The organism is Limnohabitans sp. Bal53, assembly GCF_003063355.1.
Classification (GTDB): domain Bacteria; phylum Pseudomonadota; class Gammaproteobacteria; order Burkholderiales; family Burkholderiaceae_C; genus Limnohabitans_A.
In genome coordinates this window covers 197,978-222,533 of sequence record NZ_NESH01000005.1, presented here as the reverse complement: position 1 = coordinate 222,533, position 24,556 = coordinate 197,978, and the positions used below count along the sequence as shown (strand labels likewise).

Below are 24,556 nucleotides of genomic sequence, written 5' to 3'. Positions count from 1 at the left end.
CTTGAAACGTCATTGCGAGCGAAGCGCGGCAATCCAGTGCTTGAACGAGCGTTGCAGCTGGATTGCCGCGTCGCTGCTCTCCTCGCAATGACGGCGAGGGTGTGTTGTGCTTCGATTTCAATCCACAAAAAATTGGCTCCTCGCCATGACGGTATGAATAGCGACTGCTTGACTTAAACCCGCTCCACAATCGTGGCAATGCCCATGCCGCCACCCACACACAAAGTGGCCAAGCCGTAGCGCAAATTGCGGCGGTGCAGCTCGTCGATCAGGATGCCCAATATCATTGCGCCCGTGGCCCCCAGCGGGTGGCCCATGGCAATGGCGCCGCCGTTGACGTTCACCTTGTCGTGCGATACGCCCATCTCTTGCATGAACTTCATGGGCACGGCGGCAAAGGCTTCGTTCACCTCGAACAAATCGATCTGGTCAATGGTCAGGCCCGCCTTGGCCAGCGCTTTGCGTGCGGCGGGCATGGGGCCTGTGAGCATGATGGTGGGGTCAGCGCCCGACAAAGCCACCGACACGATGCGCGCACGCGGCGTGAGGCCGTGGGTTTTGCCTGCGGCCTCCGAGCCGATGAGCACCGCAGCCGCACCGTCCACAATGCCCGACGAGTTGCCCGCGTGGTGCACATGGTGGATGCGCTCAACCTGCGGGTAGCGCTGCAAGGCCACCGCGTCAAAGCCCATGCTGCCCAGTTGTTCAAACGAGGCTTTGAGGCCGCCCAGTGTTTCCACCGTGGTGCTGGGTTTGATGAATTCGTCTTGCGCCAGGATGACTTGGCCCAGCTTGTCTTTGACCGGCACGACCGAGCCATCGAAATAGCCCGCAGCACGCGCAGCCGTGGCGCGCTTTTGCGACTCGACTGCAAAAGCATCCACATCGTGGCGGCTAAAGCCATTCATGGTGGCGATCAGGTCGGCGCCAATGCCTTGCGGCACAAACAGCGTGGCGCTGTTGGTCTCGGGGTCTTGCGCCCACGCACCGCCGTCAGCACCAATGGGCACGCGGCTCATGCTTTCAACGCCGCCAGCGACGACCAGGTCTTCCCAACCGCTGCGCACTTTCATGGCGGCCATGTTGACCGCTTCCAGCCCCGAGGCGCAAAAGCGGTTGAGCTGCACACCCGAGCAGCGCCAGTCCCAACCGGCCGCCAGCGCCGCCACTTTGGGGATGACCGAGCCTTGCTCGCCAATGGGCGAGACCACGCCCATGACCACATCGTCCACCGCAGCGGTGTCGAACTGGTTGCGGCTTTGCAGCTCGCGCAGCACGCCTGAGAGCAGGCTAATGGGCTTGACCTCGTGCAAGCTGCCGTCTTTTTTGCCCTTGCCACGCGGGGTGCGTATGGCGTCATAAACAAATGCTTCGCTCATGCTGTCTCCTGGGGGTCATCAGGGGGTTTGCCCTGTGTTGCGGGGGTTTTTAAACAGTATAGACTTTTACCAAGCAACCGCTTTGTATAAATCAAACCCCACAGTCCAACAGGTGACAGCCATGATCGAACGCACCCTTTTCACCCCCGACCACGAAGCCTTCCGCGACAGTTTTCGCCGCTTCATGGACAAAGAAATTGCCCCCCACCACGACGCCTGGGAAGAGCAGGGCTTCGTGGACCGCGCCGTCTGGGACAAGGCCGGTGACAACAGCTTTTTGTGCATGACCCTGCCCGAGGCCTATGGCGGGTCAGACGCCGACAAGCTGTATTCGGTGGTGCAGATGGAAGAGTTGGCACGCGCCGGTTTCAGCGGCATTGGCTACGGCCTGCACAGCGAGATCGTGGCCCCTTACATCCTGCATTACGGCACCGAAGCGCAAAAGCAAAAATACCTGCCCATGCTGGCCAGCGGCGAGATGGTGGGCGCGATCGCCATGAGCGAACCAGCGGCGGGCTCTGACTTGCAGGGTGTGAAAACCACGGCCATGCTGCAAGCAGATGGCACGTATTTGATCAACGGCAGCAAGACCTTCATCACCAACGGCTGGCACGCCGATCTGGTGATCCTGGTGGCCAAGACCGACCCGGCCGCTGGTGCCAAAGGCACCAGCTTATTCCTGATTGAACGCGGCATGCCAGGCTTTGAAAAAGGCAAACGCCTCAAAAAATTGGGCCTCAAAGCGCAGGACACGTCCGAGCTGTTCTTTGACAACGTCAAGGTCAGCGCCGACCAGCTGCTGGGCGGCACGGCCATGCAAGGCAAAGGCTTCATTTGCCTGATGGAGCAGCTGCCCTGGGAGCGCCTGCAAATCGCGATTGGTGGCATTGCCGCAGCGCAAGCGGCCATCGACTGGACTGTGCAATACGTGAAAGACCGCAAGGTGTTTGGTCAGGCCGTGGGCAACTACCAAAACACCCGCTACACCCTGGCCGAATTGCAGACCGAGGTGCAGGTGGCCCGCGTGTTTGTGGACAAATGCTCAGAGCTGCTGCTGCAAGACAAACTCGACACCGCCACCGCCAGCATGGCCAAGTACTGGTGTTCGGATTTACAGTGCAAAGTGATGGACGAGTGCGTGCAGCTGCACGGCGGCTACGGCTACATGTGGGAATACCCCATCACCCGCGCCTATGCCGACGCGCGCGTGCAACGCATTTACGGCGGCACCAACGAAATCATGAAAGAAGTGATCTCGCGCAGCATGGGCTTGGCAGGACGCTGAGATTGATGGCACAGCGACCCTCCCCTGTAGGAGCCCACCCCTGTGGGCGATTGACCACGCAAGGGCGTGTTCCACGCCCATCGCCCACGGGGTGGGCTCCTACAAATGTGACTACACATGTCTGAGTTGGCTGAACCCAAGCGAGCACGGGGGCGGCCGCGCAAGACCGAGGGCGAGCGCGACGACGGCAACCGGCGTCAGGCGCTGATTACGGCGGCGGCGCAGCTGTTTCACCGCCAAGGCTATGACGCGACCAGCACGCGTGAGATCGCGGCGCAAGTGGGCATGCAACCGGGCTCACCGTTTTATCACTTCGGCAACAAACAAGACCTGTTGCTGGCGGTGATGGTCGAAGGCATGAAGCAAGCCAGCCAGCGCCAAGAAGCCGCCCGCGCGTGTCTGGCCGATGACCTGCCGCCACGAGAACAACTGCGTGCCCTGATCCGCAACCAGTTCGATGTGCTGCTCGGACCGGACAGCGACTTCATCCCGGTGATGCTTTACGAATGGCGCTCGCTGAGCGCAGAGCAGCGGCAGACCATCACACAAATCAAAGACGACTACGAAGCCGCGTGGACGCCTGTGCTGCAAGCGCTGCACGCCAGTGGCCAGTTGCAAGCCCCGGTGCAGCTGGCGCGTTTGATGATTTTTGGCGCGCTCAACTGGGCGGTGCAGTGGTACCAAGCGCCAACTCAAACACCTGTCAAACGTTCAGTTAAAGCAGCAACCCAAACAACACCCAAAAGCCCCGCTCGCGCATCGCTGGATGATTTGACCGATGCCGCACTGGCCTTGTTTTTGAGAGACCCGACATGACAACAACCACACCCTACCGTTCGGTCTTTTCCCCCGGCCTGCTGAGCGGTCAAGTCATCCTGGTCACCGGCGGTGGCTCGGGCATTGGCCGCTGCACCGCACACGAGCTGGCCAGCCTGGGCGCACATGTGGTGCTGGTGGGCCGCAACCCCGACAAGCTGACCGCCACCGCGCAAGAGATCACCGATGACGGCGGCCAGGCCAGCTGGCACAGCACCGACATCCGACGCGAGGACGATGTGAAAGCCATGGTCGCGCAGGTGGTGCAGAAGCACGGACGCATCAACGGCTTGGTCAACAACGCGGGCGGGCAATACATCTCGCCCCTGGCCAAGACCAGCGCCAAAGGCTGGCAAGCAGTCATCGACACCAACCTCACCGGTGGCTTTTTGGTGGCGCGTGAATGCTTCAACCAAAGCATGCAAGCGCACGGCGGCGCGGTGGTCAACATCGTGGCCGACATGTGGGGCTCGATGCCCGGCATGGGCCACAGCGGCGCAGCGCGGGCGGGCATGGTCAGCTTCACCGAGACCGCGGCACTCGAATGGGCGGCGCAAGGCGTGCGCGTGAATGCTGTCGCCCCGGGCTACATCGCCAGCAGCGGCATGGACCATTACCCACCCGAAGCCGGTCCCATGTTGCGCGAAATGCGCAACACGGTGCCGCAAGGCCGCTTTGGCACCGAAGCCGAAACCTCGGCGGCCATTGTGTTTTTGCTGTCACCCGCCGCCAGCTTCATCAGCGGCACCGTGCTGCGTGTGGACGGTGCACGCCCGCAAATGCGCATGGGCTGGCAGCAGGCCGTGGCCCAAGTCGATGTGCAAACACGCGACGCCGTCAAACCGTTTGACGGCTTTCACCGCGCCGTGACTCCCAAGGTATTCCAATGACTTTCGAATCCACCTGGAACCTGCACAGCCCTGTGGCGCAGCAAAGGCGCGAAGCCGCGCTGGCCCGACTGGCGCAGTGGCATGCCCTGCAAAACCGCGCAGCGCTTGCCTCTGCCCAGTCCAAACCCGTGTTTGACAAGCGCGGCCAGTTGCTGCCGCGTGAACGCGTGGCCTTGCTGCTGGACCCTGGCGCGCCTTTCTTGCCACTGTGCGCGCTGGCAGGCTTCATGCAAGACACGCCCGACCCGGCCAAGTCGGTGCCCGGCGGCGGCATGATCGCGGGCATTGGATTTGTCGAAGGCGTGCGCTGCATGGTGGTGGCCAGCGATTCGGGCATCGAGGCCGGGGCCATTCAGGCGCGGGGCCTGGAAAAGATCTTGCGGGTGCAAGAGCTGGCCCTTGAAAACAAACTCCCCTTTGTGCACCTGGTCGAAAGCGCTGGGGCCAACCTGATGCAGTACAAGGTCGAGGGCTTTGTGCTGGGCGGCAGTCTGTTTCGCAACCTCGCCCGCTTGTCGGCGGCGGGCTTGCCGGTGCTCACCGTGCAACACGGCTCGGGCACCGCAGGCGGGGCTTACATGCCGGGCTTGAGTGACACCGTCATCATGGTGCGCGGCAGGTCACGCGCCTTTCTGGCCGGGCCGCCATTGCTCAAAGCCGCCACCGGCGAAGTGGCCACCGAAGAAGAACTGGGCGGCGCCGAGATGCACACCAGTGTGTCGGGCCTGGGCGAATACCTGTGCGAAGACGACCGCCACGCGCTGGGCACGGCCCGCGATGTGGTGGCGCGTTGGGACTGGCCAGCACACAAGACACAGCGAGAGGCCAAGCCCCCGCGCTTTGACGCCGAAGAGCTGCTGGGCCTGATGCCCGCCCACCACCGCGAACCGATCGACATGCGCGAAATCATCTTGCGTCTGGTGGATGACTCAGACTTTCTGGAGTTCAAACCACTGTTCGGCTCGGCCACGGTGTGCGCACAGGCGCGCATCGGCGGGCACGCAGTCGGCATCATCAGCAACAACGGGCCGATTGACGTGGCCGGGGCCAACAAGGCCACGCACTTCATCCAGTGGATGTGCCAGTTGGGCCACCCCATCGTCTATTTGCAAAACACCACCGGCTACATGGTGGGCAAAGACAGCGAACAAGGCGGCATGATCAAACACGGCTCCAAGATGATACAGGCCGTGACCAATGCCACCGTGCCGCAGATCACCATCCAGTGCGGGGCATCGTTTGGTGCGGGCAACTACGGCATGTGCGGACGGGGTTATGCACCGCGCTTTTTGTTCAGCTGGCCAGGGGCCAAGACTGCGGTGATGGGCGGCGAGCAAGCGGCCCGCACCATGCAGATCGTGGCCGAAGCGGGCATGGCCCGCAAAGGCATCACGCCCGACCCCGACAAAATGCAAGCCCAGTTCGACAAGATCGTGGCCCTGTTTGAAGCGCAAGCCGACGCGTTCTACACCAGTGGCCTGGTGCTCGACGACGGCGTGATCGACCCGCGTGACACGCGCAGCGTGCTGAACTTTTGCCTCGACACCTGTGCTGAGAGTGCTGCCCGCCAACCCCGCGCCACGAGCTTTGGCGTGGCCCGCATGTGAAGGCGCAGACATGGCCACCGATTTGAAGCACATGCTCTCGCTGGACGCGGCCCACCAGTTGGCTGAGCAGCTGGCAGCCGCCGGTGCCACGGTGCATAGGGGCCAATGGCAAAAGGCCATGGGAGCCGACTTTGAAGCCCTGGGCCTGATGGACCGAGGCCGCCGCATGGCCCAAGTGATGGCGCAATTTATGCCGCCTGACTTTGCGCAGGCCGCCCCTTTGCTGGTGCGTGCCATGGGCCGCCCCATGGGGCTGGACAAACACGGCGAACCCACCGCCAGTGGCGATGTGCCCAGCAGCTTCTTTTACCTGCCGCACAGCATGTACATCGCCAGCCATGGCCTGCAGCATCTGCCCGAGGCCCTGCGCGCGCAACACGCACTGACCCAGCGCTTCACCGCCGAATTCAGCCTGCGGCCGTTTTTGCAGCAACACCCTGAGGCCACCTTAGGCCACCTGGCGCAGTGGGTTCAAGATGACAACGCGCATGTGCGCCGCGCCGTCAGTGAAGCCACACGCCCGCGCTTGCCCTGGGCTGCGCGTTTGCCTGATTTTGTGCGTAACCCCAAGCCCGTGCTGCCTTTGTTGGCCCGATTGCGTGACGACAGCTCGTCCTATGTGCGCCGCTCGGTGGCCAACCACCTGAATGACATTGGCAAAGACCACCCGGAGTTACTCACGGGCACGGCCCGCCAATGGCTGGACGATCCGCCGGTACCCGCCTCGCGGCAGGCCTTGCTGCGCCATGCCCTGCGCACCGCCATCAAGCGCGGCGATACACAGGCGCTGGCCTTGTTTGGGCATGGGCAAGTGAGCCCCTTACAGGTTCACAGCGCGAGCATCAGCCCTTCAACAGCCCGAATCGGCGAAAGCGTCACCCTGCACTGCACCTTGCACAACCCCAGTGCACAAGCGGCCAGCGCTCTGGCCGATTGGCGCGTGTTTTACGTCAAGGCCAACGGCACGCTCAGCCCCAAGGTATTCAAAGGCAGCACCGTGCAGATTGATGCACACGGCCGTGGCGTGCTCGAAAAAACTCTGTCCCTGCGCCAAATGAGCACACGCACCCACCACCCGGGCCGCCACACCGTCGAGATCGTCCTCAATGGACACGCCCACAGCATTGGCCACTTCGATCTGCACCCCTAGAACCACCCCACGGAGACACACCATGCAATACACCCACGAACACCGCGAAATCCAGAACACGCTCAAGCGCTTCATCGAGGCCGAGATCAACCCCCATGTGGACGAGTGGGAGGCGGCCGAGATCTTTCCGGCCCACGAGGTCTTTAAAAAAATGGGCAACTTGGGTCTGCTGGGCCTGACCAAGCCCGAGGCCTATGGCGGCGCGGGGCTGGACTATTCTTACGGCATGGCCATGGCAGAAGCGCTGGGGCACATCGACTGCGGCGGCATTCCCATGGCCATTGGCGTGCAAACCGACATGGCCACACCCGCATTGGCGCGCTTTGGCAGCGATGAATTGCGGGCACAGTTCTTGGCCCCGGCCATTGCGGGCGACATGGTGGGCTGCATCGGCGTGAGCGAACCGGGTGCGGGCAGCGATGTGGCAGGCATCAAGACCGTGGCGCGCAAGGACGGTGACGACTACGTGATCAGCGGCCAAAAAATGTGGATCACCAACAGCTTGCAGGCCGACTGGATGTGCATGCTGGTCAACACAGGCGAGGGGCCCATCCATAAAAACAAGAGCCTGGTCATGGTGCCCATGCGCGAAAACGGCAAGCTGCTGCCCGGCATCGAGGTGGGCAAGAAGATCAAAAAAATCGGCATGAACAGCAGCGACACCGGCCTGATTTATTTTGATGAGGTGCGTGTGCCGCAGCGCTACCGCATCGGGGCCGAGGGCCAGGGCTTCATCTACCAAATGCAGCAGTTCCAAGAAGAACGCCTGTGGTGCGCGGCCAGCACCCTGCAATCACTCACCAACTGCATCCAGTGGACCGTGGAATGGGCGCAAGAGCGCAAGCTCTTTGGTTCAACCTTGGCAGACCAGCAGTGGGTGCAGTTCAAGCTGGCCGAACTCAAGGCCGAGGTGGAAAGCCTGCGTGCCCTGACCTACCAGGCCTGCGAGCACTACATCGCGGGCGAAGACGTGACCGAATGGGCCACCATGGCCAAACTCAAAGCGGGCCGCCTGAACCGTACCGTGCCCGACACTTGCCTGCAATTCTGGGGCGGTATGGGCTTCACTTGGGAGAACAAAGTCTCGCGCATGTACCGCGATGGCAGGCTGGCCTCGATTGGCGGCGGTGCCGACGAGGTGATGCTGGGCATCTTGGCCAAGATGATGGGCATTGCCAAGCGGCCCCAAAAATGAGCAGCACTTTGTTGATCGAGCGCCAAGGCGCGATCGAAACTTGGACGATGAACGATCCGGCCACACGCAACGCCTTGAGCGATGCGGTGGTGGACGCCTTGCTGCAAGCCTGCGCGCGTGCCGCGCAAGACGCCACGCTGCGCATCGTGGTGCTGACCGGCGCAGGCGGTGCTTTTTGTGCGGGGGGCAGCTTGGGCGGCTTTGCCAACCTGATCGGCCAGCCTTTGCAAGAGGGGCAATCCGACCCGCTGCTGGCCATGAACAAAAGCTTCGGCGACCTGCTGCATGCCCTCTGCGCCCTGCCCCAGTTGCTGGTGTGCCGCGTCGATGGTGCGGCCATGGGCGGGGGCTTTGGCCTGGTGTGCTGCGCCGACCATGTGGTGGCCACAGCGCGTTCGGTGCTGGGCACGCCCGAAGTGACGTTGGGCCTGCCACCTGCACAGATCGCGCCATTCGTGTGGCAGCGCCTGGGCGAGAGCGCGGCACGCCAGTGTTTGCTGCAAGGGCTGAGCTACAACGCCACGCAAGCAATGCAAGTGGGCTTGGTCAACGAAGTGATCGAACACAACAGCGATGCGGCTTGGCAAGTGACACTCACGCGCCTCTTGCGTGCAGCGCCCGGCGCAGTGGCCAGCACCAAACAACTGCTGCGCAACTTGCGCAGCCCTGTGCCCGACTTGCGCGATGCTGCTGCACAAGCTTTTGCGCAAGGCTTGCGCAGCACTGAAGCCGCCCAAGGCCTGACTGCTTTTGCGCGCAAACAGCCCGCGCCCTGGACACTTTCTGGCAAGGACACCGCATGAACACCCAGGTCACCCGCCTGCTGATCGCCAACCGAGGCGAGATCACCCGCCGCGTGATCCGCACTGCACGCCACATGGGCATCCAAACGGTGGCCGTTTACTCAGACGCTGACCGCAACGCCCTGCATGTGCACGAAGCCGACACCGCCGTCGCATTGGGCGGCACCTTGTCGGCTGACTCGTATTTGCGCATCGACAAACTGCTGGCAGCCGCGCAGGCCAGCGGGGCCGATGCGGTGCACCCGGGTTATGGCTTCTTGAGCGAAAACGCCGAGTTCGCGCAAGCGGTGATCAATGCGGGCCTGACTTGGGTCGGACCACCGCCTTCGGCCATCCGCGCTCTGGGCAGCAAGTCGGCCGCCAAAGCGCTGGCATTGAAACACGGCGTGCCTTGCCTGCCGGGCTACTTTGGGGCTGACCAAAGCGATGCCACATTCACGGAACAAGCACAACGACTGGGCTTGCCTCTGATGGTGAAAGCCGTGGCCGGCGGCGGTGGGCGCGGCATGCGCCTGGTGACCGACATGGCGCAACTGCTGCCCGCCCTGCACAGTGCGCGCTCTGAAGCACTGGCGGGTTTTGGCAACGGCGACTTGCTGATGGAGCGCGCTTTACTGCGCCCCCGTCACATCGAGGTGCAGATCATGGCCGACACGCACGGCCAATGCATCCACTTGGGTGAGCGCGACTGCTCGGTACAACGCCGACACCAAAAGATCATCGAAGAATCGCCCAGCCCAGCGGTGAATGCTGCACTGCGCGCCCAGCTTGGGCAGGCAGCCATTGCGCTGGCCCAATCGGCCGGCTATGTGGGCGCAGGCACGGTGGAGTTTTTACTGGACGAAGCCCAAGCGGACAAGCCGTTTTATCTGATGGAGATGAACACCCGCTTGCAGGTGGAACACCCGGTGACCGAGATGCTCACGGGGCTGGACTTGGTGGAGTGGCAGCTGCGCATCGCACGGGGTGAGCCACTGCCGCTGGCGCAAGCCGATGTGCAGCTGCAAGGCCATGCCATCGAAGTTCGCCTGTGCGCCGAAGACGAACACTTCACACCGCAGACTGGCACGGTGCAAGCCTTTGCAGAACCCGAAGGGTTGCGCTTTGACCATGCGCTGCATGTGGGTGCGGTGGTCACGCCGCACTACGATTCGATGCTGGGCAAGCTGATCGCCCACGCGCCCACACGCCACGAAGCGATCGATCGCCTGTGCGCAGGCCTGCACCAAACCACGCTGCTGGGCTTGCCGACCAACCGGGCGTTTTTGGCCGCTTGTTTGCAACACCCCACGTTTACAGCAGGCGAGGCTCTGATTCCGTTTTTGGCCGAGCAAGCCGACATGGTGCGCAAACGCCTGCAAGCCCATGGCGACGCACGCACCGTGGCCGTGCTGGCTGTGCTCTACGCAATCCAAGCGCCCGCAGCCGCGATGCCCAATCCGTTCATGCGACCCGTGCGCATGGGTCTGGGTGAAGAGGTCTTGGCGCTGAGCTTGCAGGAGCTGGGCCAAGGGCAAGTGCGCGTCCAAATGGGCGACACCACACACGAGGCCCGCATGCACCGCTGCGGCGATCTGCTGCACATCACGCTGAACGGCCGCATCTGGCAAGCCCGCGCAGTAGCCTGCACGGGTGCGGTCCAGCGCTGGCATGTGCAACTGCAAGGCCCCGAATGCGTGGAACTATGGCTCACCGACCAGAGCCTCAACCAGCCCAGCACTGGTGCCAGCGCACAAGCTGCGCAGGCTTTGCGCGCACCCTTCAACGGCAAGCTGATCGCGCTGCATGTGCAAGAAGGTCAGCAGGTCAAGCAAGGCGAAGCCGTGCTGGTCATCGAGTCGATGAAGCTCGAACACATTTTGTGCGCACCACGCGATGCGGTGGTGCACAGCCTCTCGGCCAGCGTGGGCCAACAAGTGGGGCCCGGCCAGGTGCTGGTTCAATGGAAGGACGCAGCATGAGCACCGCTGGATTCACAACCGATTTCACCAACGAAGATCTGCTAAGCCTGCAGACCACGGTTGAGCGATTTGCCAAACAAGCCATCGCCCCGCATGTGCCCGCGTGGGAAGAAGCCGGTCAATTTGACCGATCGCTTTACACCCAGGCCGCCGAGCTGGGCCTGCTGGGCCTGGGCTACCCGGAACACCTGGGCGGCACACCCGCGCCCTGGCGTGCGCGCAACCTGCTTTCACAAACGCTGGCGCGTTACGGCGGCAGCGGCGGCGTGATGGCCAGCCTGTTCTCGCTCAACATCGGCCTGCCCCCAGTCATGGCCCATGGCAGTGCCGAGCTGCAGACCGAAGTGGTGCCCCTGGTGCTGCGCGGCGAACGCATTGCGGCCCTGGCCATCACCGAGCCCGGTGGCGGCTCAGACGTGGCCGACCTGCGCACCACAGCGCGTGCCGACGGCACGGACTACGTGATCGACGGTGAAAAAGTCTTCATCACCTCGGGCCTGCGTGCCGACTGGATCACGCTGGCCGTGCGCACCAACCCGTCCAGCAAAGGCGCCAGCGGCATCTCCATGGTCGTGGTGCCGGGTGACACGCCCGGCATTTCGCGCACGCGCCTGCACAAGATGGGCTGGCACAGCTCCGACACGGCGCAGCTGCACTTTAACGGCGTGCGCGTGCCGCAGCGTTACCGCCTGGGTGACGAAGGCGCGGGTTTCAAGATGATCATGGGCAACTTCAATGGCGAGCGCCTGGCCATGTCGGCCATGGCGCTGGGTTTTGCGCAGGCTTGTTTTGACGAAGCCCTGGACTGGGCACGCCAGCGCCAGACCTTTGGCGCAGCTTTGATCGAGCGGCAGGTGATTCGCCACAAACTGATGGACATGCAAATGCGCATCTCATCGACCCAAGCCTGGGTCGATGCCGTGACGCAACAAGCCGATGCAGGACAGACCGGTGCCGAGTGGGTGACACAAGTCTGCCTGCTCAAAAACCACGCCACCCAAACCATGCAGTTTTGCGCCGATGCCGCGGTGCAAATGCTGGGCGGCATGGGCTACATGCGCGGCACGGTGAGCGAGCGGGTTTACCGCGAAGTCAAGGTGATGATGATCGGCGGCGGGGCCGAAGAGATCATGAAAGAGTTGGCGGCCAAGCAGCTGGGGATTTAAAACCAGATCCGGGCAGACTCCATGGGCAAGCGTGTCAGGCAGGTCTGGGCTGACCTGGCGGCAACTCGGCGCGCAGCGCAAAGGCCATTTGCACCATGCCCGCCAATAGCCCCACCAGCACCCCCACCTGCACGGCCCGGTTGTACGAGCCCATGGCATCGAACACCAGCCCACCGCCCAAAGCCCCCAAGAAACTGCCCAACTGGTGGCTCATGAAGGCGATGCCGCCCAGCATGGCTTGCCAGCGCAGACCAAAGGTTTCGCCGATGTAGCCCGTCACCAAGGGTGCCACGCCCAGCCACAAAAAGCCCATGATGGCGGCGAACACCAAGGTGTTCTCGGGCGTTGGCACCGACAGAAAATACCAGGCCAGCCCGAATGAGCGCAGCACATAAATGCCCCCCAACAACAGCAGCTTGTTGCAACGCCCACCCGCCCATCCGAAAAACAAGCTGCCCAGGACGTTGAAGCCACCAATCATGCCCAGTGCTTGGGCACTGAGCATGGGGTCCATGCCGCACAAATCGAGGTAAGACGGCAGATGCGTGGTCAAAAAAACCAGCTGCATGCCGCACACAAAGTAGGCCAGTGTCATCACCGCAAAGGGGGGGTGCTTCAAGGCCAATCGGGCCATGTCCGGGGCATTGTCTTTTTCGCCCAAAGGGGAAGGCGGCACCGGCAAGGCGTCTACCCGCCCGGCATACCAAGCGGCGGGCAAGATGATCAGGGCCATGATGACAAAACCGCCCACACCCACGCGCCACCCGTGCGCCTGTGACAGCAGCTGGCCAATGGGCGCCGCCATCAAGGCACCCAAAGAGCCCGCGGCGGACACGATGCCCAGCACTGTGCTGCGCAAGGCCGGCGACACCGGCCGCGAAGCCACCGCCATGGCAATGGCCGATCCGTTGCAGGCCATGGCCGCGCCAATCGCCACCCCAGCCCCCAAGATCACGCCTAACAATCCCTGTGCCAGACAGAGCAAGCTCATGCCCAGGATGTACAGCACAGCACCGGTCATCATCAGGGGCCGGTAACCGATGCGCACCGCCAAAGCCCCCGCAAAGGGCTGCAAAAATCCCCAAGCCAGGTTTTGCACCGCAATGGCCAAGGTGAACTGGGACACCGAAATGCCGATGTCCTGGGTCAAGGCCGGCATGAACACACCCAGGCTTTGCCGCAAACCCATGCTGACCGACAACATCAGCGCAGCGCCGATCAGGATGGGCAAGCCCGGGCGCAGGGCAATCAATAAGTTCATGGTGTACTTCAGTGGTGCTTGAATACACTTTATCGACACCCACCCCAATAAGCTGGCCTTTGCGCGACAGGCTTCTCACAGCCCTGACCAGCCAGGACCCGTCGGCTCGCTGACCGGCATTGCCCAGGCCGCCAGCTGCAAAGCTCAGATCCACCTTGACTTCTAGCGCGGGCTTCATCCCAAAAAATCAGATAATCTTTGCCACATATTCTTGTAAATTCTGACTATGCGCACCACCTTCAACTACAAGCACCTGTATTACTTCTGGGTCGTGGCCAAAGAGGGCGGCATCACCCGCGCGGCCGACAAACTGGACATGGCGGTGCAAACCGTGAGCGCCCAGGTGCGTGAGCTGGAACGGTCGCTGGGTTATGCCCTGCTCAAGCCCGCAGGGCGCGGCCTGGTGCTGACCGATGCCGGGCTGGCGGCCATGCAGCAAGCCGACCAAATTTTTCAGTTGGGCGAAAACCTGCCCGCGCTGGTGCGCGATGCGGTGAGTTCCCCCACGGTGCGGCTGGCCGCAGGCATTTCGGACGGCTTGCCCAAACTGGTGGTACGCCGCCTCATGCAACCCGTCATGGGCGAGCCGCATTTGCGCTTGCTCTGCCACGAGGGCGAATTCGACGACCTGCTGGGTGACCTGGCCCTGCACCGCCTGGATGTGGTGCTCTCAGACCGCCCGGCGCCGGGCAACGCCAACATCAAGCTCTACAACCACGCGCTGGGCTCGTCTCCCGTGTCCTGGTACGGCACAGCGGCGTTGGTCAAGGCCGCCAAAAAGAAGTTCCCGGCCAGCCTGGCCGATGTGCCAGTGCTGCTGCCCACGGGCCACACCGCCGTGCGCGCCCGACTGGACCACTGGTTTGAACAGCAAGGCATTCGTCCACGTATCGTGGGCGAGTTCGAGGACAGCGCTTTGCTCAAGACCTTTGGCGAGAGCGGGATGGGTGTCTTCCCTGCCGCCGAGTGGGTCCACGACGAGCTGCTGGCGCACTACGACGTGCAGCGCCTGGGGCCTTGTGATGGCGTGAAGGAAAACTTTTTCGCGATTGGCACCGAAAAGAAAGTTCAACACCCCCTGGTGCAGCGGCTCTTGCAGGCCAGTGTCACGGCCCTTTAAGACACGGCCATACGGAGGCCAGCAAGCTGTGCAGTTTGAGAAGTCAAAAGCCCCCAAGGCTTGTGACCCTGGGGGCTTCTTCAAGAGCGCCGCGCGTCAGGCTTTGGCTGAGCGCACACTCAACAACATGGTCGCGGCCAAGATACCGACCACCACACCCAGCGAGAGGCCTACCGGAATCTTGAAGATATCGATCAGGCACATCTTGGTGCCGATGAACACCAAGATCACGGCCAGGCCGTAGTTGAGCAAGTGGAACTTGTTGGCCACCGCCGCCAGCAAGAAATACATGGCACGCAAACCCAGGATCGCGAACACGTTGCTGGTCAGCACAATGAAGGGGTCCGACGTGATCGCAAAAATCGCCGGAATCGAATCCACCGCAAAGATCACATCGGTCAAGGCGATCAGGCAGATCACCATGAACAGTGGCGTGGCGATCTTCTTGCCGTTTTCCACGGTCCAGAATTTTTCACCGTCGTAGTTTTTGCTGACGGGCAAGATCTTGCGCAGCAACTTGAGCGCGGGGTTGTCTTCCAGATCGGGCTCCTGGCCAGCAGCCCACCACATCTTCACACCCGTGAGGATCAAGAAAGCACCAAATACGTACAAGATCCAGTGGAACTCCGACAGCAACCAACCACCCACCAAAATCATGATGGTGCGCAGCACGATGGCCCCGATGATGCCGATCATCAACACGCGCTTTTGGAAGTGCGAGGGGACAGCAAAGTAGGTGAAGATCATCAGGAAGACAAAGATGTTGTCCACCGCCAATGATTTTTCGATCAGGTAACCGGTCAGAAACTCCAGCGATTTGGTGTTGGCGATCTCCACCGAGCCCGTGGTGTCGCGGATGGCGAACCAAAACAAACCGTTGAACAAAAAGCTCAAGGCAATCCAGATCAGCGACCAGTTGAGCGCCTCTTTAACGCCGATGTCATGTGCGCCCTGCTTTTTGAGCACCACAAAATCGACGAACAGCGACACCAGCACGATGGCCACAAAAGTGGCCCACAACCAAAGGGGGGCGACGGTTTCCATAAAGACCTTTCCAATCCAGCAAAAAATTCAAAGCACCGGGTCGACATGCCGCCTGAACAACAAGCCCGATGAGTGTTTGAAGTCTAGGGCAGAAGGCGCAATTTTTTTCTGATCGATAGGTCAATTTGCTTCGTAAAAAATGGAGTGTTTGGCTGAAAATTTCTGCTTCAAAATGCCTTTTCGCATGAAAAAACCGCCAGGCCCTTGCAGGCGCTGGCGGCTTTCATGCAGCAATTGCTGCTGTGTTTACTTCTTGTCGCTGAAGTAACCCGAGGTCACTTTCCAGCGGCCGTCGGTGATTTGTGACATGCGCGAAGCATTGCTGCCCAAGCGCTTGGTGGCAGTGAAGGTCATCTCGCCCGTACCGAAAATATCGGGTGGGATCACCATGGTGTCCATGGCCTTGATGATGCTCTCGGTGGTCACGTTGGCACCTGATTTCTCAACCGCACGCAGGAAAGAATCGATGGCGTTGTAACCATAAACCGAGAACACGGTCGGGTCTTCGTTGAACTTGGTCTTGTACTTGTTGGCCCAGAAACGAATAGGCTGAGCCGACTCGTCCAAGTAGGGGTGCTGGGTGGACATGGTGGCGTAAAAACCATTCATGGCAGGACCGCCCAACTTGTGGATCAAGTCGGTGTAAGACGCGCTTGAACCTAGGAAAGTGGGGTTAAAGCCCAAGCGGCGAGCGGTGGCAATGCCGCCAATGGTTTCACGAATGATGGTGCCCATGACCACAAAGTCGCACTTGGCCGAGGCCAGTTTTTGCATCTGAGAGGCAAAGTCTGTGGCACCACGTTTGTAGGTCGTGACTTCGGCGAATTTCATGCCCATGGTCTGCAGGCCGGCTGAGGCACCACGAAACACTTCCAGACCGAATTCATCGTCCTGGTGCATGGCGCAAATTTGCTTGGCGTTCTTTTCCTTCACCAAGATCGGCACACCCAGGCGCATCTGGTCGTAGTAGGTGGCGGCAAACGAGTACTTGAGCTTGTGGAAGGGCTCGTACATTTCACGTGCGGCCGTGACGGGGAAGAAGTTGATCACGTTCTTCTGGAACTGCACCGGCATGGCGGCCATGTTTTGTGCGGTGCCGATGTGACCGATCATGGCAAAAATCTTGTCCTGGTTGACCAGCTTCTGCGCGGCCAAAACGGCACGGCGTGGGTCATAGGCCGAGTCTTCGACCAGCAGTTTGAACTTGCGGCCGTTGATGCCGCCTTGCTCGTTGGCTTCATCCACGCGCAGCATCATGCCCAAGCGCACCTGTTTGCCAAAGCCCGCCAAGGGGCCCGACAAATCCTGGATCGAGCCAAGGGTGATTTCGGTTTTGGACACGCCTTGCGTCTGGGCCGTGGCCGCGCCAGCGGTCAAGGCCATCGCAGCGGCGATGAGGCTGAGTTTGATTTTCATGTTGCAGGTCTCCTGTTGTAGAAAAGGGTGAGTTGAATCAGCGGTACATCGCCTCGATCTGGGGCGTATATTTCTTCTCGACCAGTTTGCGCTTGAGCTTCATGGTCGGGGTCAGTTCTTCATCTTCGGCGCTCAGCTGCGTGTCGAGCAACCAGAATTTTTTGATTTGCTCGACGCGGGCAAACTTCTTGTTGACGCGGTCCACTTCGGCCTGGATCAAACCTTGCACCTCGGCGCTGTGCGTGAGGCTGGCGTAATTGGAGAAGGGCACGTCGTTGTCCTGGGCGTATTTCTCCACGTTTTCCTGGTCGATCATGATGATCACAGTCAGATAGGGCCGCTTGTCGCCAATCACCACCGCATCGGTGACATAGGGCGAGAATTTGAGTTCGTTTTCCAGCTCGCTCGGGGTGATGTTCTTGCCACCGGCTGTGATGATGATGTCTTTCATGCGATCGGTGATGCGGAAAAACCCTTCCTCGTCCACCACACCCACGTCGCCCGTGTGCAGCCAGCCGTCGGCGTCGATGGTCTCAGCGGTTTTTTCGGGCAAGTTCAGGTACCCCATGAACACGTTGGGGCCACGCACCAAAATCTCGCTGGTCACCGGATCCAGACGCATTTCGTTGTACTCGGCGGCGGGGCCAATCGAGCCGGGCTTGATGCGGTCAGCGGGCACGCCCGTGGCCGCACCGCAGGTCTCGGTCATGCCCCAGACCTCGAGCATGGGCAAGCCCAGCGCCAAATACCAGCGCACCAAATCGGGGGAGATGGGGGCTGCACCCGTCACCAAAAAGCGCGCACGGTGGATACCGATCATCTTGCGCACGTTGTTGAGTGCCAACAAACGCGCCACATGAAAGCGCAGCTTGAGACCGGCGGGCACCGGCTTTTGTGCCAGCACCAAATCGGCCACTTGCTGGCCCACGCCAATCGACCAGCCGTACACCGCTTGCTGCACGCCGCCCGCTTCCTTGAGCGCAATCATCACACCCGAGTAAAACTTTTCCCACACACGGGGCACGGCGGTGAACACGGTGGGCGCGATTTCACGCACGTTTTCGGGCACCGTTTCGGGGTTTTCAACAAAGTTGAGTTTGGCCCCGGTGTACATCGAAAAATACTCGCCCCCCATGCGCTCAGCGATGTGGCACAGCGGCAAAAAGCACATGCACTCGTCGCGCTCGTCGCGGGCAATCAAGGTGTTGTAGCCGCGCACGGTGTACACCAAGCCGTGGTGGCTGTGCATGCCTCCTTTGGGTTTACCGGTGGTGCCTGAGGTGTAGACCAAAATGGCCAAGTCTTCCGGTTTGCAGGCAGCGCTGCGCTGCGTGAGCATGTCGGGGTGTTGCTGGGCATGTTCGCGGCCCAAGGCTTGCAGCTGCTTCAAGCTGATCACCATCGGGTCATGGAAGTCACGCAAACCGTCCATGTCGAACACCACGATTTTTTGCAACAAGGGCAAAGTCTCGCGCACGGCCAGGGCCTTGTCGAGCTGCTCGTCGTCTTCGACAAACAGCACGCGGGTGCCCGAGTCTTCGCACAGGTAATGCACCTGCTCGGCCGCGTCGGTCGGGTAGATGCCGTTGGACACGCCGCCCGCACTGAGCACAGCCAGGTCGCACAGCACCCATTCGATGTTGGTGTTGGACAAGATGGAGGCGGTGTGGCGCGCCTCAAAGCCCAGCGCCATCAGGCCGTGGCCGATCTCGCGCACAGCCTGGGCGGTTTCGTTCCAGGTCCAGCTGCGCCAGATGCCCAGATCTTTTTGGCGCATCCACACGTTGGGTCCGCGTGCGGCCACTGCGTTCCAGAAAATGGCGGGGATGGTCTCGCCCGCCATGACGACATTTTTTTGCGGCACGATGCCGGAGGTGTCCCAGAGTTGGCTCATGTCTTATCTCCAGGTTTTCTTCTTTTTCCAGCGGCGATCGGCGCGCACGCCCTCTTCCTTCATACCCAAGTAGAACTCCTTGATGTCGTCCTTTTCACGCAAACGGGCGCAGGTGTCTTCCATCACAATGCGGCCGTTTTCCAGCACATAGCCGTAGTCGGAAGCGTTCAGCGCCATGTTGGCGTTTTGCTCCACCAGCAAGATGGTGGTGCCGCGTTCGCGGTTGATGCGCACTACGATTTCAAAAATCTCTTTGGTCAGCTTCGGGGACAGGCCCAAGCTGGGCTCGTCCAGCAAGATCAAATCGGGGTTGGCCATGAGGGCGCGGCTGATCGCCAGCATCTGCTGCTGCCCGCCCGAGAGCAAGCCCGCGTCTTGCGCCGCCCGCTCGCGCAGGATGGGGAAGTAGTTGTACACCGCTTCCATGTCGCGGGCCACGCCGTCACGGTCCTTGCGGGTGAAGGCGCCCATGAGCAGGTTGTCGCGAATCGACAGCAGCGGGAACACCTCGCGGCCTTCGGGCACATGCATCAGGCCGCTTTGCACAATGAAGGCCGGGTCTTGTGCGGTGATGCTCTGGCCCTTGAACTCGATCGAGCCCTTGCGCGGGTCGATGATGCCGCTGATGGTTTTGAGGATGGTGGTCTTGCCAGCGCCGTTGGAGCCGAGCACGGTGGCGATTTCGCCTTGGCGCACCTGCAGGCTCACGCCGCGGATCGCCTTGATCGGGCCGTAGGCGCTTTCGACGTTGAGCAGCTTGAGCATCACGTTGTCAGCGACCGGCGCTGCAGCAGCGTTCAGGATGGGGTTGGCTGCGCTCATGCGGCACCTCCGGGCACGTAGTTTTCGCGGCGCAGGCTGGAGACATCATCCACAGAGCCCAGATAGGCCTCGATCACGCCGGGGTCGCTTTGCACCTGGCTGGGCGTGCCGGTGGCGAGTTCTTCGCCCTGGCTCATGGCCAGCACACGGTCCGACACTTTGGACACCAGGCTCATGTCGTGCTCGACCATGAGCACGGTGATGCCCAGCTCGTTTTTGATGTCCGAAATCCAGAAGGCCATGTCTTCGGTTTCTTCGACGTTCAGGCCCGACGAGGGCTCGTCGAGCAGCAGCAATTTCGGCTCGGTGCACAGGGCCCGCGCCAGCTCGACCACTTTGCGCACGCCGTAAGGCAGGCCCGCCACCATCGAATCGCGGTGGTGTTGCAGGTCCAGAAAATCGATGACCTCTTCGACCTTTTCACGCGCCTCGATCTCGGCCGCGCGGGTTTTGGAAGAGAAAAACATCTCGCTCCAGACGCCCGTCTTGCGGTGCGTGTGGCGGCCAATCAGCAGGTTTTGCAGCACGGTGGCGTGCTCAAACAATTCAATGTTCTGAAACGTGCGGGCAATGCCCAGGCCTGCAATCTGGTGCGGCTGCTGGTCGGTCAGGCGCAGCGTGCCTTGTGGCCCGGCGTAGTCGATCACGCCCGTGGTGGGCGTGTAGATGCGGCTGATCAGGTTGAACACGGTGGTCTTGCCAGCGCCGTTGGGGCCGATCAGGGTGAAGACCTCGCCGCGCTTGACGTCGAAGCTGACCTTGTTCACGGCCAGCACACCGCCAAAGCGCACGCTCAGGTCTTGAGCGGATAAAAGGATGTCTGCGTTCATTTCAGGCGGTCCGATTTCTGGAACGATTTCTGGCGCTTGAACAGGCCACGGCGGTAAAACGGGAACAACTGGAACCAGGTGCGCACCTTGAGCCAGCGGCCATACAGACCCATGGGCTCGAACAACACAAACGCGATCAGCACCATGCCGTAAACCGTGCCCTGCAAGCCGGCAGCGCCACCAATGGCAGCTGGCAAAAAGTCCTTGCCCAAGGAGATCAGCTGCGGCATGACGATCAGGAAAATCGCGCCGAGGAAAGCCCCGTGGATCGAGCCCAAACCGCCGATCACCACCATCAAGAGCAAGTCAATCGACTGGATGATGCTGAACTGCTCGGGCGAGAGGAACTGGATCTTGTGCGCGTACAAAGCGCCGCCGATGCCCGCCAGTGCGGCCGACAAGGCGAACGACAAGGTCTTGTAACGCGCCAAGTGGATGCCCATGCTTTGCGCCGAAATTTCGGAATCACGAATGGCCACAAAAGCGCGGCCTGTAGACGAGCGCAGCAGGTTGACGATGGCCAGCGTGGCACCCACCGTCACCACCAAACAAAGGAAGTAGAACTCTTCGGTGCTGTCCAGTGTCCAGCCGCCCAGTGTGGGGTAGGTGACCATCAGGCCCGCATTGCCGCCCGTGACGCTTTCCCAGCGGGCCATGCCCTCTTCGACGATGAAGCCAAACGCCAGTGTGGCCATGCCGAGGTAAATGCCTTTGACGCGCAGCGCAGGCAAGCCCACGATCACGCCCGCGATGGCCGAGAACACACCCGCACAAACCAGCGCCAGCGGAAACGGCACCCCGGCATTGACCATGACGGCCTGGGTGTAAGCCCCCACGCCCAAAAATGCGGCGTGACCCAGAGAGAACAGACCCGTGAAACCCGCCAGCAGCATCAGGCCTAGGCCCACGACGGCGTAGATCAGCACAAAGGTCAGCTGCGCCAGCCAGTACTCGGGCACGGCCCAGGGTGCCACCACCAAAAAGATGGCGAGCAAGCTGTACCAGAACACATGGCCGCCGTGTTTGGCCAGCGTGATGTCCTGGTTGTATTCGGTTTTGAAGATGAATCGCATGCCGGAGCCTCAGACTTTCTTGCGCAGTTGCTCGCCGAACAAGCCATTGGGCTTGAGCACCAGCATGAGCAACACCACGATGTAGGGCGCGATGTCCTTGAAGCCTTCGGGCAAATAAAAGCCCGAGAGCGACTCGACAATGCCGATCACCAGACCGCCCACAATCGCGCCGGGCAAGCTGCCAAAGCCGCCCACCACCGCCGCGGGAAAGGCTTTGAGGCCAATGAAGCCCATGTTGGCGTGCACAAAGGTGATGGGCGCCAGGAGGAGACCGGCCACAGCCGCCACACCGGCCGCCAGGCCCCAGACCAGGCCGTTGATGCGCTTGACCGGGATGCCCATGTAATAAGCGGCCAACTGGTTTTGCGAGGCCGCTTGCATGGCGATGCCCAGCTTGCTGTACTTGAACATGGCAAACAGGCCCAGGCACAAGATGCCGGTGGCGCCGATCACCACCATTTGCTCGGCCGCGATCACCAAGCCACCCAGGCGAAACACCTCACCCGCATAAGGCACGGGCATGGTGTGGGTGTCGGTGCCCACATCGGGGATCATGGTGATCAGGCCGCGCAGCACATAGCCCACACCAATGGTCAGCATGACGATGGAAAAAGCCGGTTGCCCGAGGATGGGGCGAATGACCAGGCGCTCGACCAAGACACCAAAAATGCCCATGGCCACGATGGCTGCGGGCACCGCAATCCAGAACGGAAAACCCAAAAGGGTCATGGCGGCCAGGCCCGAAAAAGCCCCCACCATCATCAGGTCGCCCTGGGCAAAGCTCACCGTTTCGGTGGCCTTGTAAATCAGCACGAAACCCAGGGCAATGAGTCCGTAAATACAGCCCTGGGCCACACCGCTGATCAGCAGTTGCAGCAATTGCACGCCTATCTCCTCTTGGTTCTTTTTAGCCTTGTTCGCTCTGACTGGACACTGTGGGTGTGCCGCAAAAAGCATTTGCGAACGACCGTGCGATTGTGCATGTCTTACACGAGACTTTCCCTAGGGGTTGACCCCCATTCAAACTCACACACAAGGCTTCAATATCCCTTCATGACAAATGCCATTCGCATCGGATCGGGACTCGGTTTCTACGGTGACAACTGGGAGCCCGTGGCCGCCAGCATCGAACGCGGCCAAGTGCAATTCATCGCCAGTGACCACCTGGCCGAGTTGACGTTGGCCATCTTGCAAAAAGACCGGCAGCGCGACCCGGCTTTGGGCTATGCCCGCGATGTGGTGCCCATGCTGATGCGCCTGTGGCCCTTGATGCAACCGCGTGGCGTGCGCTTCGTTTGCAACGCAGGCGGTCTCAACCCCATGGGCGCGGCGCAGGCGGTGCAAAAAGCCTTGGCCACCGCAGACTGGCACCCGCGCATTGCGGTGGTGAGCGGCGACGATGTGCTGACGCTGCTGCAAGCGCCCGACACCGGCTTTGACCACATGATGAGCGGTGCGGATGTGACGAGCGTGCGCGAACGGCTGGTGTTTGGCAACGCTTATCTGGGCGCACAACCCATCGTGGAGGCGCTAGACCTTGGGGCTGACATCGTGATCACCGGGCGCGTGGCCGACGCCGCGCTGTTTCTGGGGCCGCTGGTGCATGGCTTGGGCTGGAAACTTGGTGACGCACAAACGACTGAAGACTTCAACCGCCTGGCTCAGGGCCTGACGGTGGGGCATCTGCTCGAATGCTCTGGCCAGGGCAGCGGCGGCAACTTTGGCAGCCAAGGCAGCTGGCAAAACATCCCGGATCTGGCGCACATCGGCTACCCGATCGCCGAAGTTTGGGCAGATGGCACGGCCTTCATCACCAAAGCCCCGGACACCGGGGGTCTGGTCAACTTCGACACCGTGCGCCAACAACTGCTGTACGAGGTGCACAACCCACATGCGTATTTTTCGCCCGACGTGGTGCTCGACATGGGCCAGATTCAGTTGCACGACGAGGGCCAAAACCGCGTGCGTTTAACGGGCGCAAAAGGCCACGCGCCGACCGACCAACTCAAGGTGGTGGCAGGCTTCAAGGATGGATTCAAGGCCGAGGTCACTTGGGGCTTTTCATGGCCCGACGCTTGGGACAAAGTGCAAGCGGCCGAGGCCATGATCCGACACCAACTGCAAGCGCGAAAGATGCCCTTTGACGAGCTCTTTGTCGAATACCCCGGCCTCAACTCGGCGCATGGCCCATTGGCCCCGCTGCCGCCTGAGGGCGAGCTGAATGAACGCGCCGAAATTTGGGTGCGCATGGTACTGCGCACGCCTGTGAAAGCGGTGGCCGATGGGTTCGGGCGACTGTTCCCGTGGATGGCGCTGAGTGGCCCCGCCTACACCTGTGGTTTTCAAGGCCTGAACAACACCAGTGAGTTGCTGGGCATTTGGCCCACCCTGATTCCGCGCAACCGGGTGCAAGCCCGCTTGGAAATGCTGGAGCCCAGCGCATGAACACCACACCGACCATCAAAATTCCTCTGGCCCGCATCGCCCACGCCCGCAGCGGCGACAAAGCCGACTGGGTGGACTTTGGGCTGTTCGCTTGGAACGAAGCGGGTTACCAAATCATGGCCCGCGAAGTGACCGCAGCCAAAGTCCAAGCCCACTTCGCCCCCTGGCTGCCGGGCCAGGTGGATGCTTGGCCTTTGCCGAACATTCTGGCCCTGAAGCTGGTGCTGCACGGCGCGCTGCAAGGCGGCGGTGCACGCAATCTGCGCTTGGACAACTTGGGCAAGGCCATGGGTGCAGCGCTCTTGCGCCTCGAAATCGAAGTCACTGAAGAAGAATTTGAGCAGGCACAAAAAAGCCCCCGAAGGGGCTGGTGGCCGGAGATGTCTGCCTAGAAACCTG

Annotated in this window: 21 protein-coding genes; 12 read left to right on the top strand and 9 right to left on the bottom strand. The window is 61.3% G+C overall.

Annotated features, from left to right (window positions below; genetic code table 11):
* Nucleotides 1-173: 173 nt before the first annotated feature.
* Entirely contained in the window at nt 174-1,379 is a 1,206-nt protein-coding gene (locus B9Z50_RS13975) for an acetyl-CoA C-acetyltransferase (protein ID WP_108365353.1), read from the bottom strand.
* A gap of 121 nt (nt 1,380-1,500) precedes the next feature.
* On the opposite strand from B9Z50_RS13975, the gene B9Z50_RS13970 reads away from it, so the two are divergent.
* From B9Z50_RS13970 to B9Z50_RS13930, 9 genes are all read left to right on the top strand, one after another.
* Nucleotides 1,501-2,664, top strand: coding sequence for an acyl-CoA dehydrogenase family protein (locus tag B9Z50_RS13970; protein WP_108365453.1), 1,164 nt, complete (start codon nt 1,501-1,503; stop codon nt 2,662-2,664).
* A 117-nt stretch (nt 2,665-2,781) separates the two neighbouring features.
* Complete coding sequence (locus B9Z50_RS13965) at nt 2,782-3,480, top strand: TetR/AcrR family transcriptional regulator (protein ID WP_108365351.1); 699 nt, start codon at nt 2,782-2,784, stop codon at nt 3,478-3,480.
* The gene (locus B9Z50_RS13960) at nt 3,477-4,370 is read left to right on the top strand and encodes an SDR family oxidoreductase (RefSeq protein ID WP_108365349.1); all 894 of its coding nucleotides are present in this window, start codon (nt 3,477-3,479) and stop codon (nt 4,368-4,370) included. The genes B9Z50_RS13965 and B9Z50_RS13960 overlap by 4 nt, the downstream gene beginning before the upstream one ends.
* Nucleotides 4,367-5,977: an acyl-CoA carboxylase subunit beta gene (locus B9Z50_RS13955; protein ID WP_108365347.1), complete on the top strand. Its 1,611-nt coding sequence runs from the start codon at nt 4,367-4,369 to the stop codon at nt 5,975-5,977. The genes B9Z50_RS13960 and B9Z50_RS13955 overlap by 4 nt, the downstream gene beginning before the upstream one ends.
* A gap of 10 nt (nt 5,978-5,987) precedes the next feature.
* Complete coding sequence (locus B9Z50_RS13950; RefSeq protein WP_146183220.1) at nt 5,988-7,127, top strand: DNA alkylation repair protein; 1,140 nt, start codon at nt 5,988-5,990, stop codon at nt 7,125-7,127.
* A gap of 22 nt (nt 7,128-7,149) precedes the next feature.
* Nucleotides 7,150-8,322 carry an acyl-CoA dehydrogenase family protein gene (locus B9Z50_RS13945; protein ID WP_108365343.1) on the top strand — a complete coding sequence of 391 codons (1,173 nt, stop codon included), beginning with the start codon at nt 7,150-7,152 and terminating at the stop codon, nt 8,320-8,322.
* Complete coding sequence (locus B9Z50_RS13940) at nt 8,319-9,125, top strand: enoyl-CoA hydratase/isomerase family protein (protein ID WP_108365341.1); 807 nt, start codon at nt 8,319-8,321, stop codon at nt 9,123-9,125. Before B9Z50_RS13945 ends, B9Z50_RS13940 begins: the two co-directional genes overlap by 4 nt.
* Nucleotides 9,122-11,086 (top strand): biotin carboxylase N-terminal domain-containing protein, encoded by a 1,965-nt coding sequence (locus tag B9Z50_RS13935; RefSeq protein WP_108365339.1) that lies wholly within the window; start codon nt 9,122-9,124, stop codon nt 11,084-11,086. The genes B9Z50_RS13940 and B9Z50_RS13935 overlap by 4 nt, the downstream gene beginning before the upstream one ends.
* The gene (locus B9Z50_RS13930; RefSeq protein WP_108365337.1) at nt 11,083-12,252 is read left to right on the top strand and encodes an acyl-CoA dehydrogenase family protein; all 1,170 of its coding nucleotides are present in this window, start codon (nt 11,083-11,085) and stop codon (nt 12,250-12,252) included. Before B9Z50_RS13935 ends, B9Z50_RS13930 begins: the two co-directional genes overlap by 4 nt.
* A gap of 34 nt (nt 12,253-12,286) precedes the next feature.
* Here B9Z50_RS13930 and B9Z50_RS13925 read toward each other — a convergent pair whose 3' ends face one another.
* Nucleotides 12,287-13,513, bottom strand: coding sequence for an MFS transporter (locus B9Z50_RS13925; RefSeq protein WP_108365335.1), 1,227 nt, complete (start codon nt 13,511-13,513; stop codon nt 12,287-12,289).
* A 226-nt stretch (nt 13,514-13,739) separates the two neighbouring features.
* On the opposite strand from B9Z50_RS13925, the gene B9Z50_RS13920 reads away from it, so the two are divergent.
* Nucleotides 13,740-14,633, top strand: coding sequence for a LysR family transcriptional regulator (locus tag B9Z50_RS13920; protein WP_108365333.1), 894 nt, complete (start codon nt 13,740-13,742; stop codon nt 14,631-14,633).
* A gap of 96 nt (nt 14,634-14,729) precedes the next feature.
* Here B9Z50_RS13920 and B9Z50_RS13915 read toward each other — a convergent pair whose 3' ends face one another.
* From B9Z50_RS13915 to B9Z50_RS13885, 7 genes are all read right to left on the bottom strand, one after another.
* Nucleotides 14,730-15,677 carry a TerC family protein gene (locus B9Z50_RS13915; protein WP_108365331.1) on the bottom strand — a complete coding sequence of 316 codons (948 nt, stop codon included), beginning with the start codon at nt 15,675-15,677 and terminating at the stop codon, nt 14,730-14,732.
* Nucleotides 15,678-15,923: 246 nt separating this feature from the next.
* On the bottom strand, nt 15,924-17,093 hold the full coding sequence (locus B9Z50_RS13910) for an ABC transporter substrate-binding protein (protein ID WP_108365329.1): 1,170 nt from the start codon (nt 17,091-17,093) through the stop codon (nt 15,924-15,926).
* A gap of 37 nt (nt 17,094-17,130) precedes the next feature.
* The gene (locus B9Z50_RS13905; protein WP_108365327.1) at nt 17,131-18,987 is read right to left on the bottom strand and encodes a long-chain fatty acid--CoA ligase; all 1,857 of its coding nucleotides are present in this window, start codon (nt 18,985-18,987) and stop codon (nt 17,131-17,133) included.
* Between the two features lie 3 nt (nt 18,988-18,990).
* On the bottom strand, nt 18,991-19,809 hold the full coding sequence (locus B9Z50_RS13900) for an ABC transporter ATP-binding protein (protein ID WP_108365325.1): 819 nt from the start codon (nt 19,807-19,809) through the stop codon (nt 18,991-18,993).
* The gene (locus B9Z50_RS13895) at nt 19,806-20,639 is read right to left on the bottom strand and encodes an ABC transporter ATP-binding protein (RefSeq protein ID WP_108365323.1); all 834 of its coding nucleotides are present in this window, start codon (nt 20,637-20,639) and stop codon (nt 19,806-19,808) included. Before B9Z50_RS13895 ends, B9Z50_RS13900 begins: the two co-directional genes overlap by 4 nt.
* The gene (locus B9Z50_RS13890) at nt 20,636-21,712 is read right to left on the bottom strand and encodes a branched-chain amino acid ABC transporter permease (RefSeq protein WP_108365321.1); all 1,077 of its coding nucleotides are present in this window, start codon (nt 21,710-21,712) and stop codon (nt 20,636-20,638) included. Before B9Z50_RS13890 ends, B9Z50_RS13895 begins: the two co-directional genes overlap by 4 nt.
* Nucleotides 21,713-21,721: 9 nt before the next feature.
* Complete coding sequence (locus B9Z50_RS13885) at nt 21,722-22,597, bottom strand: branched-chain amino acid ABC transporter permease (protein WP_108365452.1); 876 nt, start codon at nt 22,595-22,597, stop codon at nt 21,722-21,724.
* Nucleotides 22,598-22,765: 168 nt separating this feature from the next.
* Here B9Z50_RS13885 and B9Z50_RS13880 point away from each other — a divergent pair, with 168 nt between their 5' ends.
* Nucleotides 22,766-24,157 carry an acyclic terpene utilization AtuA family protein gene (locus tag B9Z50_RS13880; protein ID WP_108365319.1) on the top strand — a complete coding sequence of 464 codons (1,392 nt, stop codon included), beginning with the start codon at nt 22,766-22,768 and terminating at the stop codon, nt 24,155-24,157.
* On the top strand, nt 24,154-24,549 hold the full coding sequence (locus B9Z50_RS13875; protein WP_108365317.1) for a hypothetical protein: 396 nt from the start codon (nt 24,154-24,156) through the stop codon (nt 24,547-24,549). The genes B9Z50_RS13880 and B9Z50_RS13875 overlap by 4 nt, the downstream gene beginning before the upstream one ends.
* Nucleotides 24,550-24,556 lie beyond the last annotated feature (7 nt).